Here is a 12,493-nt window from a genome sequence, read left to right as displayed (position 1 = left end):
TCGAAAAGTAGTTTCAGTCAGGGCGATTCGTGGTGTGTGAGTGATGTCGGAGTGGCCGCGATACCGGCAATGAGCGCTCGTATCGACCACGTCATGCGCTCGGTGGGCGCGCCGGCGAGAATCGCATCGGCATGCTCGGCGATGCTGGGAAGTTCCTTGGGGTCGGCAGTTCGAACCGCGCGCACAAGGCCTTCCCACGCGGCCTCGTCATCAACGGATGCGTCGATGTCGCTCGGACTGGGAGTGCTGTGCTCGGCGGCGGCCGCGGTGGCATTCTGGAGAAGCAGATCAGCACCCCAAGCCGCACGCGCAGGATCAACCCCGCCGTCGATCAACAGCCCGAGCACCCGATCGAATATCCGGAGCGAATTCGGGCCAGACGGACGAAGCACGAGTGCCGATCTCGCCAAACCGGGGAACGCGAATAGAACGTCCGCGTAGTCGCGCAGTAGCGTCACCAGCCGATCTTGCCAGTCTCCGTCGGGTGCCACTTCCAGCGTCCGAACGAGTTCGTCGAGGACGCCGCCATGCAGTTCGGCAGTGTTCGCGACATAGACGTACAACGCGGAAGGACCTGTGTCGAGCGCTTGCGCGACACGACGCATGGTTGCCTTCTCGAGCCCCTCGGCGCGCACGATCTCGATAGTCGCGGCGATGATCCCCTCGCGAGAAAGCGCGGGTTTTGCCGGCCGTTCACGGCGACTGCGGTTGGGGGTTGACATACCGAAACTCTACACGAACATGTTCGTTACGAACATGTTCGTCGGGTCTCTTTTTAGGAAAGCGTCGCGGTTTCGCCACCACGCAAGACGAACCAGTTCACTCCCGCAGCACAAATGAGCCCCCGCAGCATTGATCAGGCGCGCGGGGGCGCAATCAGCGCGCGACGCGGCGGAACCACACCAAGCGCTGCAACAGCAAACGGCTCCGCAAATTTGGGCCCGAGTCCGGTTCAGGCAAACCCGAGTTCGCGCACCGCGTTTCGTTCTTGTTCCAGCTCGTTCACCGAAATATCGATGCGAGCGCGCGAGAATTCGTCGATCGACAGCCCCTGAACGATGCTGTACTCGCCACCGGCACACGTGACGGGGAACGACGAGATCAAGCCCTCGGGAACGCCGTACGAACCATCCGACGGAACCGCCATCGACACCCAGTCCCCCTCGGCCGTTCCGCCGACCCAGTCGCGGACGTGATCGATCGACGCACTTGCCGCACTCGCCGCTGACGACGATCCACGGGCCGCGATAATCGCCGTACCCCGCACCTGGACCGTCGGGATGAAATCGTTCTCCACCCACTCGCGGTCATTGATCACGTCGAGCGCCGGCTTGCCCTCGACCGTCGCGTGAGACAGGTCCGGGTACTGGCTCGCGGAGTGATTACCCCAGATCGATACCCTACGAACCGACGCTGCCGCCGCACCGGTCTTCTTGACCACCTGCGCAATGGCGCGATTGTGATCGAGCCTGGTCAAAGCTGTGAAGCGTACGTTCGGAACATCAGGAGCGTTGTTCATCGCGATCAGCGCATTGGTGTTGGCGGGGTTGCCCACTACCAGCAGCTTCACGTCGGAGGCCGCATTGTTGTTGATCGCTTTGCCGTGTGCAGTGAAGATCGCGCCGTTGGCACTGAGCAGATCGGCGCGCTCCATGCCCTTGCTGCGCGGCCGAGCGCCCACCAACATCCCGACGTTTGCGCCGGAGAACGCAACGTCGGGATTGTCGGTGATGTCGATAGAGTCCAGCAACGGGAATGCGCCGTCTTCGAGTTCCATCGCCACCCCCTCGGCAGAGGACACGGCAGAAGGAATTTCGAGCAGTCGCAAGCGAACCGGAACATCGGGTCCGAGCATGTCACCTGCAGCGATCCGGAAAAGTAATCCGTAGGCGATCTGACCCGACGCTCCGGTCACCGTGACGGTTACTGGCGAAACACTCATTGCCGACTCCTCCACTTGCCGTTCTGCTTTCACTTCTGCGAACGACTTCCACGCTAGTCCAGCAAACCCGCCACTTCGTGGTCCGTGAGTGTGGTTCTCGGCACTCTTCCCGTTGCGCTCACCAGCTCCACTGCCCGGTACAGTGGCCGCTCCGCCAAACCGGCACCACGCGCTTCCGCGCGCAGTTGCTCGATCAGCACCGACGACAAAGCTGCCGCGGGCACCAACTCACTCGACGCCAAGGCGTCGGCCAGCTTGCGGAGCGCCAGGATTTCCAGCTCGCGCCCTCCCCCTGCGGTGTAGAGAGCAAGGGGAATTCGCACGCTGGATCGCGCGTCGGTCAACTTCATACTGACTTCGCTGATCCGCCCCGTGCGCACCATGAGCTCGGCGGTGACCACCTCCGCCGCGTCGACCTCACCGGTGCGGAAACCCGCCTGCGCCCGAATCTTCTTGCCGTACAACGTGATGTGTCGACGCAAGGTCATCAAGATCGCAAGCGACGTCGGAACGGCGATGATGAAGCCGACCAGCAGCGCCACCGTCGTCGAGGCAAAGACGCTCACGACCAGGCCGACCACAACACCGAGCACAATCACCGCGACGGCAATCCGCTTGAGTCTCGGCGCAATCAGCGCGATCGGGACAAGATCAAGCGAAACCGGTTCTACGTCACGAGACAACGAGAGTCCCGAGCCTGTCGACGATTTCATCGAGCGAAACCGACTCCTGCTCACCCGTCGAGAGGTGCTTGAGGACAACAACACCTTCTTCGAGTTCACGCTCACCCAGGACAAGCGCAAAGGCCGCACCGGACTTGTCGGCAGCCTTCATCGACCCCTTGACGCCACGGTTTCCGTAGGCCAGATCGACACGAATGCCATTGCCACGCAACTGATGTGCAATGGCAACCAACTTACCCTTCGCTTCGGATCCCATCGGCACGCCGAACACATCGACGCGCGCCGGCGGAGCGACGGACTTGCCCTCAGCTTCGAGTGCCAGCACCGTGCGGTCGACACCGATACCAAAACCGATGCCGGACAACGGCTGTCCACCCAACTGCTCCATCAGACCGTCGTATCGACCGCCGCCGCCGATACCGGACTGCGCGCCCAGACCGTCGTGGACGAACTCGAACGTCGTCTTCGTGTAGTAGTCGAGGCCACGGACCATGCGCGGATTGACGACGTACGGAACACCCAACGCGTCGAGGTGGCTCAGGACCTCGTCGAAGTGCGCCTTGCAGCTGTCCGACAAGTGATCGAGCATGAGCGGCGCATCTGCCGTCATCGCCCGGACATCGGGACGCTTGTCATCTAGGACGCGCAGCGGATTGATCTCGGCGCGGCGACGGGTTTCTTCGTCGAGAGGCAGCGCAAAGAGGAACTTCTGCAGCAGTTCACGGTACTGCGGGCGGCAGGTGTCGTCGCCGAGCGAGGTGATCTCGAGACGGAAGCCGTCGAGTCCCAACGAACGGAACCCGGCGTCGGCAATGGCGATGACCTCGGCGTCGAGCGCCGGATCGTCGATACCGATGGCCTCGACGCCCACCTGCTGCAGCTGACGGTACCGACCCGCCTGCGGACGCTCGTAGCGGAAGAACGGGCCCGCGTAGCTGACCTTGACGGGAAGCGTGCCACGGTCGAGGTTGTGCTCGATCACGGCGCGCATGACTCCGGCCGTGCCCTCGGGGCGCAGAGTCACGGAACGATCGCCGCGATCGGCGAACGTGTACATCTCTTTGCTGACGACGTCGGTCGACTCGCCAACGCCGCGGGCGAACAGTGCGGTGTCCTCGAAGATCGGCAATTCGATGTGGCCGTATCCGGCCAGACGTGCGGCGCGCGTCAATCCGTCACGGACGGCGACAAATTCGGCGGATTGCGGCGGAACGTAATCCGGGACGCCCTTGGGTGCAGAGAAGGTGCTGGCTTTACTCACGAGTGGTTACTTTTCCTTATTTCTGTCCGCTGAGTCCAACGAGAAACGGATTGGAGCTTCTTTCGGCGCCGATCGAACTGTTGTCGCCGTGCCCGGGAAGGATGACTGTCGCGTCGTCGAGAATCAGAAGTTTCTTCGCGACGGAATCGAGCAATTGTTCATGGTTGCCACCGGGAAGGTCGCTTCGCCCGATCGAGCCCTGGAACAGGGTGTCGCCTGTGAAAGCCAGATCGACTGGACCTTCTGCAGTACCCGCCTGGGTGCGGAAGACAACAGAGCCCTGTGTATGGCCCGGCGTGTGATCGACCGCAAAGGACATTCCGGCGAGCTCGAACGAGTCCCCGTCGGATAGTTCGATGACCTCGTCCGGTTCGACGAAGGACATTTCCTTGATGAAGTCCTTCATCGTCGGACCGATTCCCCGGGCAGGGTCGGTGAGCATGTAGCGATCATCCGGGTGAATGTAGGCCGGCGCCGAGTACCGCTCGCAGACCTCACGCGCAGACCACATGTGATCGAGATGCCCGTGCGTCAGCAGCACGGCCGTCACCGACATGTCCTTGGAGTCGAGAAACTCGAACAGCGGCTCAGCAGCGTCCTGACCCGGATCGATCACCACACACTCGCAGGCATCGTCCTGAGCGAGTATGTAGCAGTTGGTCTGGAACATCCCGGCCGGAAAACCAGTCACGAGCACTTGAGGTAACTCCTCTTCGAAGGGCGAATCAGGCAACACGGTGTCACGTACAGCCTAAAGCTGCTGCCCCGCCAGTAAGTTCTCAGGTTGCAGTGGGAGACTTTCCGACAACTGAAGTTATACCGACCAGACGCAGTTCCACCCGTGAATATGGAGGACTCCAGCAGTGCCGAGTAACGAGCAGCGCCGCCAGGCGGCAAAACGCAAGCTCGAGCGCCAGCTCGAACGCCGCGCCGAGCGGGCGCGCAAGCGCAAGCAAATGACAATCGTCTACACGGCTGCTGGTGTCGTCGTGGCTGTTGCCGTCGTCGCCGGGATCGTCCTGCTCACCCGAGGTGACGACAGCAGCACCGAGAACACCGCTGACGACGCCACATCGACGTCTGAGCAGACGGCCGGCGCCATGCCTGCCGGTTTGCTCACGCCCTTGGCAGAGACCGTCTCGTGCGCTTACCCGACTGACGCTGCGCCGGCATCCAAGCCGAACAACCCGCCGCGCGCGGACGGCATCCCCACTACGGCGCCGGACGCGACGCCGAGCATCAGCATGGAAACGTCGCAGGGAAATATCGGCCTCGTCCTCGACGGAACGAAGTCGCCGTGCACGGTCAACAACTTTGTGAGCCTCGCGGGTCAGAACTACTTCGACGCCACGACATGCCATCGCCTGACGACGAGCCCCTCATTGCAGGTTTTGCAATGCGGCGATCCGTCGGGCACCGGTAGCGGCGGACCCGGTTACCGCTTCGACAACGAGTACCCGACCACTGCGTTCGACGCCGCAGACCCGGCCGCTCAGATGCCGGTGACGTACAGCCGCGGAACGATCGCGATGGCCAACGCCGGAGCCGGCACAAACGGCAGCCAGTTCTTCCTCGTCTACGGCGATTCACAGCTCCCGCCTGACTACACCGTATTCGGCACGATCGACGAGACCGGGCTTGCGACGCTCGACAAGATCGCAGCGGGTGGCAGCACACCCGAGGGCGACGGCACGCCGAACCTCACCACCGATATCAAGACTGTAAGGATCGACTGATGAAACGCACGTCCCTTCTGATCGCGGCCGTCGGCGCCACCGCCCTCGTTCTCGCCGGATGTTCCAGTAACGACTCCACGACCGATTCGGCGTCGTCGAGCACTCAGGCGAGCGCGAAGTCGACCACGAAGTCAGCGCCCCTGGACATGTCGCAGTTCGAGCAGTTGCCCGCCGTTCCGGCGCCTGCTGGTGCCACGGTCGACTGCACCTATGCCCCGGCGGCGGGTGCAGCCAAGACGGTTGACACGCCGACTTCCACCGGCGTCCCCGCCGAGGGCACCGTAAACGTCCAGTTGACCACCACCGCCGGACCGATCGGTATGGAACTCAACCGCACCGCCGCCCCGTGCACCGTCAACAGCATGGTCAGCCTGGTCGAGCAGAAGTACTTCGACGACACCCCGTGCCATCGCCTCGTCACCAGCCCGGGCCTGCAGATCCTCCAGTGCGGAGATCCTTCGGGCCAGGGCACGGGCGGACCGGGATTCGGCTTTGCCAACGAGTACCCGACCACCGTGTACGCCGAGAACGATCCGGCGCTGTCGTTGCCGGTCGTCTACCCGCGCGGCACTCTGGCCATGGCTCATTCATCACAGCCGGACAGCAACGGTAGCCAGTTCTTCCTCGTATACGACGATTCACTCCTCCCGCCCGACTACACCGTTTTCGGGACCATCGACGAGGCCGGTCTTGCAACCATCGAGAAGATCGCCGCCGACGGTGACGACGGAAGCATGGGAGCCACCGGCGGCGGTGCCCCGAACACCCCGATCACCATCGAAACAGCAGTAGTCGCCTGATCTGACAGCACAGAAAGGGGCGATACGAGAGATTCCTCTCGTATCGCCCTTTTCTGTTTTGTATCACCGACAAAGCGGGATCATCACTGCATGAGGATTCTGATCGCAACAGCGAGCAAGCACGGATCGACTGCCGAAATCGGTGAGCAGTTAGGCCGCGCGATTACTTCGGGGTTACGGGCACGGAATATCGAGCCTCAGGTCGATGTCAAGAAAGCCCACGACGTCGACACGGTCGAAGGCTATGACGCCGTCGTTCTCGGCAGCGCGATCTACCTCGGGAAATGGCTCAAGGATGCGACCCGTCTGGTGGATCGCGATCTCGATGCCCTGCAGAAGCGTCCGGTGTGGTTGTTCTCCAGCGGCCCAATCACCCCTGGTGACAATGCCGACAATCTCAAGTGGATCAACACCCCCTGGGCCGTTGAGCACCACATGTTCGGCGGCAAACTCGATCCGTCGGTGCTCTCGTTCACCGAGCGCATTGCGACCAGAGCGGCAAAAGCGACCGAGGGCGATTTCCGATCGCCGGACGACATCGCCGCTTGGGCCGACAGCATCTGCTCGACCCTCGCCGCCCACCCGGATCGGTGAAGGTCGAAGGACACACGTGACCGCCGTAGATCTGTACTGGCTTCCGCTCGGCGCTGGCGGACATGTGGTGCGCTTCAACGGCATTGTCTACGAACGGTTGAGCGCCTGGTTCACTCATCGAACACCGGTGCCGCTTTACCATTGCGCGCTGCGAATCACAGTGCCGCCCAACGTCTATTCGATCGAGATGACTCCGGTGTGGCAGCACAAGGAACCCGATCGCGGTGTTGTCGCGGAAGGTCCGGTCGGCGCGCACTGGGCCGGTGGATCGAAGTACTTCCGGTACGAAGTGCACTGTTGGCGGAACGGAACGGTCGACGATATCGAGGAAGCTGTCGAGAGTCCGCTGCGTCTATCGGCGGATTCGGCAGTTGCCGAGCAGATCCTCGACGAGATTCGAACGGTTCCCACCTTCGTCTGGGGACGGGATGCCGTCGGCGTAGGTGACATGTGGAACTCGAATTCCGTTGTGGCCTGGGTCTTGACCCGATGCGGCGTCGACCTTTCCGGAATCGAGCCACCGCGCGGCGGGCAGGCTCCCGGCTGGAACGCCGGAATCGCTGCAGCGGCAAGACCTTCCAGGCGCACGTAAGCGACTGGCGCCGAGCAGGGAATCTGCTCGGCGCCAGTCGGTGTGAGAGAACTACGACGCCGACGTCACTCGATACACGTCGTACACGCCTTCCACATTGCGGACCACGTTGAGAACGTGGCCGAGATGCTTCGGGTCACCCATCTCGAAGGTGAACTTGCTGATGGCAACTCGATCACCGGACGTGTTGACCGACGCAGACAAGATGTTGACCTTCTCGTCTGCCAACGCCTTGGTCACATCGGAAAGCAAGCGGTGACGATCGAGCGCCTCGATCTGGATCGCGACCAGGAACACCGACGACGCGGACGGTGCCCACTCGACGTCGATGATCCGTTCGGACTGGTCGTGCAGCGAATTGGCGTTGGTGCAATCCGTGCGGTGAACACTGACCGCGCCGCCGCGCGTGACGAAGCCCAGAATGGAATCGCCAGGCACCGGTGTGCAGCACTTGGCAAGCTTTGCCACCGTGCCCGGAGCACCGGGAACCAGGATGCCGGAGTCGCCGGTACTGCGAGTACGCACCGGCATGTTCGACGGTGTGGACCTTTCGGCCAGTTCCTCCTCGACTGCGCCGACGCCGCCGAGATGAGCCACCAGACGCTGTACGACGTGGTGCGCACTGACCTGGCTCTCACCCACCGCCGTGTACAACGCCGAGACGTCCGGGTACCGAAGCTCGTTCGCGATCGTGCTCATCGACTCGGCATTCATCAAGCGCTGCAACGGAAGTCCGACGCGTCGTACTTCCTTGGCGATTTGATCCTTACCGGATTCGAGAGCTTCCTCGCGTCGTTCCTTCGCGAACCACTGACGAATCTTTGCCTTGGCCCGCGGGGAGACGACAAACGACTGCCAGTCACGGCTGGGGCCTGCGGTGGCCGCCTTCGACGTGAAGACTTCCACCACCTCGCCGTTGTCGAGCTTGCGCTCGAGGGCGACCAGACGTCCGTTGACGCGGGCACCGATACAGCGGTGGCCCACCTCGGTGTGCACGGCGTAGGCAAAGTCGACCGGCGTCGAACCTGCAGGCAAGGTCACCACGTCACCCTTGGGGGTGAAGACGAAGATCTCCTTGACGGCAAGGTCGTAGCGCAGCGACTCGAGGAACTCCCCCGGGTCGGCCGCTTCACGCTGCCAGTCGAGTAGCTGGCGCATCCACGCCATGTCGTCGACCTCGGCGATGTCGCCGGCGTGCTTGCCCTTGGTCTCCTTGTACCGCCAGTGCGCGGCGATACCGAACTCGGCCGTCCGGTGCATGTCCTGCGTACGGATCTGGACCTCGAGGGGCTTGCCCTCCGGACCCACGACCGTGGTGTGCAGCGACTGATACACGCCGTACCGCGGTTGCGCGATGTAGTCCTTGAACCGCCCCGCCATCGGCTGCCACAGTGAATGCACAACACCGACTGCCGCGTAACAGTCACGGACCTCGTCACACAGAATGCGGACGCCGACCAGGTCATGGATGTCGTCGAAGTCGCGGCCCTTGACGATCATCTTCTGATAGATCGACCAGTAGTGCTTTGGCCGTCCTTCAACCACCGCATTGATCCGCGACGCGGACAGCGTGGAGTTGATCTCGGCCCGCACCTTCGCCAGGTAGGTGTCCCGCGACGGCGCGCGATCGGCAACCAGACGCACGATCTCGTCGTACTTCTTGGGGTGCAGGATCGCGAACGACAAGTCTTCGAGTTCCCACTTGACTGTCGCCATTCCAAGCCGATGAGCAAGGGGTGCAATAACTTCGAGAGTTTCGCGAGCCTTGCGCGCCTGCTTCTCCGGCGGCAGGAAGCGCATGGTCCGCATGTTGTGCAGGCGGTCGGCAACCTTGATGACCAGCACCCGAGGATCACGCGCCATCGCGATGATCATCTTGCGGATGGTCTCGCCCTCGGCGGCGGTGCCCAGGACAACCTTGTCGAGTTTGGTGACGCCGTCGACCAAGTGCGCAACTTCGTCGCCGAAATCGCGCGTCAATTCTTCGAGCGAGTAACCGGTGTCCTCAACGGTGTCGTGAAGCAATGCGGCCACCAGTGTGGTGGTGTCCATCCCCAACTCGGCGAGGATGCTCGCGACAGCCAGCGGGTGCGTGATGTAGGGATCGCCGGACTTACGACGCTGACTGGAGTGTCGTTCCTCCGCGACGTCGTACGCGCGCTGGAGAAGCGCCAGATCGGCCTTCGGGTACAGCTCACGATGCAAACTGACCAGCGGCTCGAGAACCGGGCGGATAGTGGCATTACGCTGCCCCGTGATGCGCCGAGCAAGGCGAGCGCGAACGCGGCGAGACGCCGACGCCGGTACGGCTGCACTCTGACCGATCCGATTGCCTGCTGTTTGCGACGAAGCGGAACTGTCGTCCGGAGCACCGGACTTCGATGGTGTCGTATCCGGAGCCGGGTTGGTACCCGATTCCTGCGACACTGCACCCGAGTTCTGTGATCGATCAAGATTCGACGTCATGTCGCCACCTCCTACCACCGAGTTGGTTAGGCAACCGCCCTGCAACGGGAAATTGCCCTGGAGGTCTACCAGACCCCCAGGAGCCAACTTTAGTACTCAGACCTTGACCAGGGACGTCAGCGGGTACTTTACGAACCGATCACGGCCCCTGAGTTCCTCGATCTCGAGCACCACGGCCACCGCGACGACGGTGGCGCCGGCCAGTTCCACCAACTGCACGGCTGCTTCCAATGTCCCTCCGGTAGCCAGAACGTCGTCGATGACCAGAACATTCCGTCCGGTGAGATCGAACCCGTTTGCCGGAATCTCGAGCGTCGACGACCCGTATTCGAGGCTGTACGAACGTGAGAGAACAGGTGGCGGCAGTTTGCCCACCTTGCGCACCGCAACCACACCGGCGCCCATTCGAGCGGCAGCACCGGCTCCGAGCAGGAAACCACGCGCGTCGACGGCCGCAATCGTGTCCACATCGGGCGCACATGCAATCAAACCGTCGAGAACAGCACTGAAACCTTCGGCGTCCGCGAACACCGGCGTCAGGTCTGCAAAACGCACACCCGGACCTGGGAAATTGTCGGCCCACCGTGTCAACCGGACTACGGCATCCGACGCGGCCAGATGCACTGCCTTCAATTCGTCTGACGTCATCCTTGTCCCACCCACACTGATTTCATTCGAAATCGTCATCTACGCAATACCCATCTGTCCATGTTCCAGCCGCTGGCCGATCGAGTCGGATTGGCCACCACGGCACTCATTCCTTGAGCGACGGCAACAGTTCGCACCTGATTGAACAGAGGAATAGTAGGCACCTGCGTCCAGAGGATGTTCTCCGCCTCCACCGACAGTCCCAATTGCGCAGCTATTGCAGGATCGGTGTCCAACTGGTCGATAATCTGATCGACCCGCACATTTCCGTATTCACCGAAATTCGAGGAGTTACCCGACCGCAGTGCTCCGCGCGCGTCGATCATGTCCGCCATGCCCGCCGCACCCGCTTGACCGGCGGTGCCGGCCAGGACCGCGTCGACGCCACCCGTGCGCAGTGCGTCCGGTGTGAAATCCGGGGAGCTGACGTCCTCGATCGTGACTCCGGCAGGTTCGCACGCCGCCTTCACGTCGGCCACGATCTGGGACCGCACCGGATCCGGAGCCAGGTACCCGACACGCACGGTCAACGCATCCAATCCGGCCTCGGACAACGAGACCTTGGTGGCTGCGACGTCCGCTGCGCTGTATCGATTACCGTCGGTCGCCGCGGCATCGCTGTACACCAACGAATCGGGGACTACGAGACGCGAATCCACCGTTCCGGATCCGACGCCGACCGCCGGCGCGTCGGGCGTGCTTCCGTACTGATCGAACAGCGTCGACCGAGGCACACAATGCCCGAATGCCCGCCGGGCTGCTTCGTCGCCGAGAACCCCCGACGTCGACAAGATGAATTGCTCGATGGACCTCGACGGGATCTGCTCGCTGGTGAAACCGGAGAGCGCGCTGAGGTCCCCGGCCGAACCGGAACCGACGTCGATCACTTCGATCGATTGGTCGACAGCATCCTTGGTGAGGTCCACTCCACGGGGCCACACCACGATGCGGTCAGTGGCCGGTGCATTGCCCCACCACCGCTCGTTGGCGACCAGCACCAGCCCACCGTCTTCGGTGTAGTCCTCGACTCGGTACGGGCCCGAGGACGGCAATACCGACGTATCCAACTGACCGGGCGTCATGTTCCACCCGGTGTTCCAGAATTCGGCGATCTTCGTCAGTGCCTCGGTGTCATCCGAGTTCACGGCCGACACCAGGTCTGGCACGCCGGCGCGTTGCATCGCGATGTGCGACGGCATCAGTGCCGTCGCCCCGAACAGGGAACGCCACTCGGTGAACGCGCGGCCGGGTTTGAACACGACGGTCGCGTCTTTTGCACCGGGCTGGCACTGCACCTGGTCGATATCGGAGTACCCCAACGTGTTGGCTACATCGAACATCGGCACGTCCGCGCCGTCGACGGTTTTCGTGAATCGGCCACTCGATGCGGCCCACGTGAGAACCAGGTCGTCGCAGGTCAGCGGAACACCATCGGAGTACACGGACGAGGGATTGAGCGTGTACGACACCGTCAGCGCCTCACCCGGCAACTGCGCCGCGGTACCGATGTCTGTGTCCGATACCGGAGCGCCGACCGGCCCGGTGAAGGTGAAGCCGGGTAGCACCCGGCTGAGCGCCGCCATCGTTCCCGAGACGGCCCCGGCCGTCGTGTTGCCGTTGTACGTGGTGATCGTGTTGTCGATTGCGTATCCGATGGACGGAGCCTGCTCGGTGTCGTCCTCCGAGCAGGCCGCCAACGAACCTGTGACCACCGCGGTGGCAGCAACAAACGACAGTGAGCGAACTACTGCTCGCCTCGCTTGGAGCATGA

The 12,493-nt window shown here is 62.7% G+C and carries 12 protein-coding genes; 4 read left to right on the top strand and 8 right to left on the bottom strand.

Features of this window, described 5'->3' with window-relative positions; translation table 11 throughout:
- Window positions 1-17: 17 nt before the first annotated feature.
- The 5 genes from C7T36_RS21205 to C7T36_RS21185 form a co-directional block, all read right to left on the bottom strand.
- Window positions 18-722 carry a TetR/AcrR family transcriptional regulator gene (locus C7T36_RS21205; RefSeq protein WP_045067533.1) on the bottom strand — a complete coding sequence of 235 codons (705 nt, stop codon included), beginning with the start codon at window positions 720-722 and terminating at the stop codon, window positions 18-20.
- Between the two features lie 230 nt (window positions 723-952).
- Window positions 953-1,942 carry a malate dehydrogenase gene (locus tag C7T36_RS21200; RefSeq protein WP_045067993.1) on the bottom strand — a complete coding sequence of 330 codons (990 nt, stop codon included), beginning with the start codon at window positions 1,940-1,942 and terminating at the stop codon, window positions 953-955.
- 53 nt (window positions 1,943-1,995) lie between these two features.
- Window positions 1,996-2,655 carry a hypothetical protein gene (locus C7T36_RS21195; protein ID WP_372472392.1) on the bottom strand — a complete coding sequence of 220 codons (660 nt, stop codon included), beginning with the start codon at window positions 2,653-2,655 and terminating at the stop codon, window positions 1,996-1,998.
- The gene (hisS, locus tag C7T36_RS21190) at window positions 2,615-3,886 is read right to left on the bottom strand and encodes a histidine--tRNA ligase (protein WP_045067532.1); all 1,272 of its coding nucleotides are present in this window, start codon (window positions 3,884-3,886) and stop codon (window positions 2,615-2,617) included. The genes C7T36_RS21195 and hisS overlap by 41 nt, the downstream gene beginning before the upstream one ends.
- A 16-nt stretch (window positions 3,887-3,902) precedes the next feature.
- Complete coding sequence (locus tag C7T36_RS21185; protein ID WP_045067530.1) at window positions 3,903-4,583, bottom strand: MBL fold metallo-hydrolase; 681 nt, start codon at window positions 4,581-4,583, stop codon at window positions 3,903-3,905.
- Window positions 4,584-4,749: 166 nt separating this feature from the next.
- Between C7T36_RS21185 and C7T36_RS21180 the strand changes: the two genes are divergently transcribed.
- The 4 genes from C7T36_RS21180 (at window position 4,750) to C7T36_RS21165 (ending at window position 7,608) form a co-directional block, all read left to right on the top strand.
- Complete coding sequence (locus C7T36_RS21180) at window positions 4,750-5,622, top strand: peptidylprolyl isomerase (protein WP_045067529.1); 873 nt, start codon at window positions 4,750-4,752, stop codon at window positions 5,620-5,622.
- Window positions 5,622-6,422, top strand: coding sequence for a peptidylprolyl isomerase (locus C7T36_RS21175; protein ID WP_045067528.1), 801 nt, complete (start codon window positions 5,622-5,624; stop codon window positions 6,420-6,422). The genes C7T36_RS21180 and C7T36_RS21175 overlap by 1 nt, the downstream gene beginning before the upstream one ends.
- Window positions 6,423-6,512: 90 nt before the next feature.
- On the top strand, window positions 6,513-7,016 hold the full coding sequence (locus C7T36_RS21170) for a flavodoxin domain-containing protein (protein WP_052683524.1): 504 nt from the start codon (window positions 6,513-6,515) through the stop codon (window positions 7,014-7,016).
- A 16-nt stretch (window positions 7,017-7,032) separates the two neighbouring features.
- On the top strand, window positions 7,033-7,608 hold the full coding sequence (locus C7T36_RS21165) for a hypothetical protein (RefSeq protein WP_052683523.1): 576 nt from the start codon (window positions 7,033-7,035) through the stop codon (window positions 7,606-7,608).
- 51 nt (window positions 7,609-7,659) lie between these two features.
- Here C7T36_RS21165 and C7T36_RS21160 read toward each other — a convergent pair whose 3' ends face one another.
- The 3 genes from C7T36_RS21160 to C7T36_RS21150 form a co-directional block, all read right to left on the bottom strand.
- Window positions 7,660-10,074 carry a bifunctional (p)ppGpp synthetase/guanosine-3',5'-bis(diphosphate) 3'-pyrophosphohydrolase gene (locus C7T36_RS21160; protein WP_033234665.1) on the bottom strand — a complete coding sequence of 805 codons (2,415 nt, stop codon included), beginning with the start codon at window positions 10,072-10,074 and terminating at the stop codon, window positions 7,660-7,662.
- A gap of 96 nt (window positions 10,075-10,170) precedes the next feature.
- Window positions 10,171-10,722, bottom strand: a complete 552-nt coding sequence (locus C7T36_RS21155; RefSeq protein WP_045067526.1) for an adenine phosphoribosyltransferase — start codon at window positions 10,720-10,722, stop codon at window positions 10,171-10,173.
- 35 nt (window positions 10,723-10,757) lie between these two features.
- Window positions 10,758-12,491, bottom strand: coding sequence for an ABC transporter substrate-binding protein (locus C7T36_RS21150; RefSeq protein ID WP_045067524.1), 1,734 nt, complete (start codon window positions 12,489-12,491; stop codon window positions 10,758-10,760).
- Window positions 12,492-12,493 lie beyond the last annotated feature (2 nt).

Origin of the sequence: Rhodococcus sp. AD45-ID (assembly GCF_003023755.1) — a bacterium.
GTDB classification, from domain to species: Bacteria; Actinomycetota; Actinomycetes; order Mycobacteriales; family Mycobacteriaceae; genus Rhodococcus_F; species Rhodococcus_F globerula.
This window is presented reverse-complemented; position numbering and strand designations above follow the sequence as displayed.

Bases quoted from the DNA above. Each gene is read 5' to 3' on its own strand.
- C7T36_RS21205 (WP_045067533.1), bottom strand. From the start codon at position 722: ATGTCAACCCCCAACCGCAGTCGCCGTGAACGGCCGGCAAAACCCGCG.
- C7T36_RS21200 (WP_045067993.1), bottom strand. From the start codon at position 1,942: ATGAGTGTTTCGCCAGTAACCGTCACGGTGACCGGAGCGTCGGGTCAG.
- C7T36_RS21195 (WP_372472392.1), bottom strand. From the start codon at position 2,655: ATGAAATCGTCGACAGGCTCGGGACTCTCGTTGTCTCGTGACGTAGAA.
- C7T36_RS21175 (WP_045067528.1), top strand. From the start codon at position 5,622: ATGAAACGCACGTCCCTTCTGATCGCGGCCGTCGGCGCCACCGCCCTC.
- C7T36_RS21170 (WP_052683524.1), top strand. From the start codon at position 6,513: ATGAGGATTCTGATCGCAACAGCGAGCAAGCACGGATCGACTGCCGAA.
- C7T36_RS21160 (WP_033234665.1), bottom strand. From the start codon at position 10,074: ATGACGTCGAATCTTGATCGATCACAGAACTCGGGTGCAGTGTCGCAG.
- C7T36_RS21155 (WP_045067526.1), bottom strand. From the start codon at position 10,722: ATGACGTCAGACGAATTGAAGGCAGTGCATCTGGCCGCGTCGGATGCC.
- C7T36_RS21150 (WP_045067524.1), bottom strand. From the start codon at position 12,491: ATGCTCCAAGCGAGGCGAGCAGTAGTTCGCTCACTGTCGTTTGTTGCT.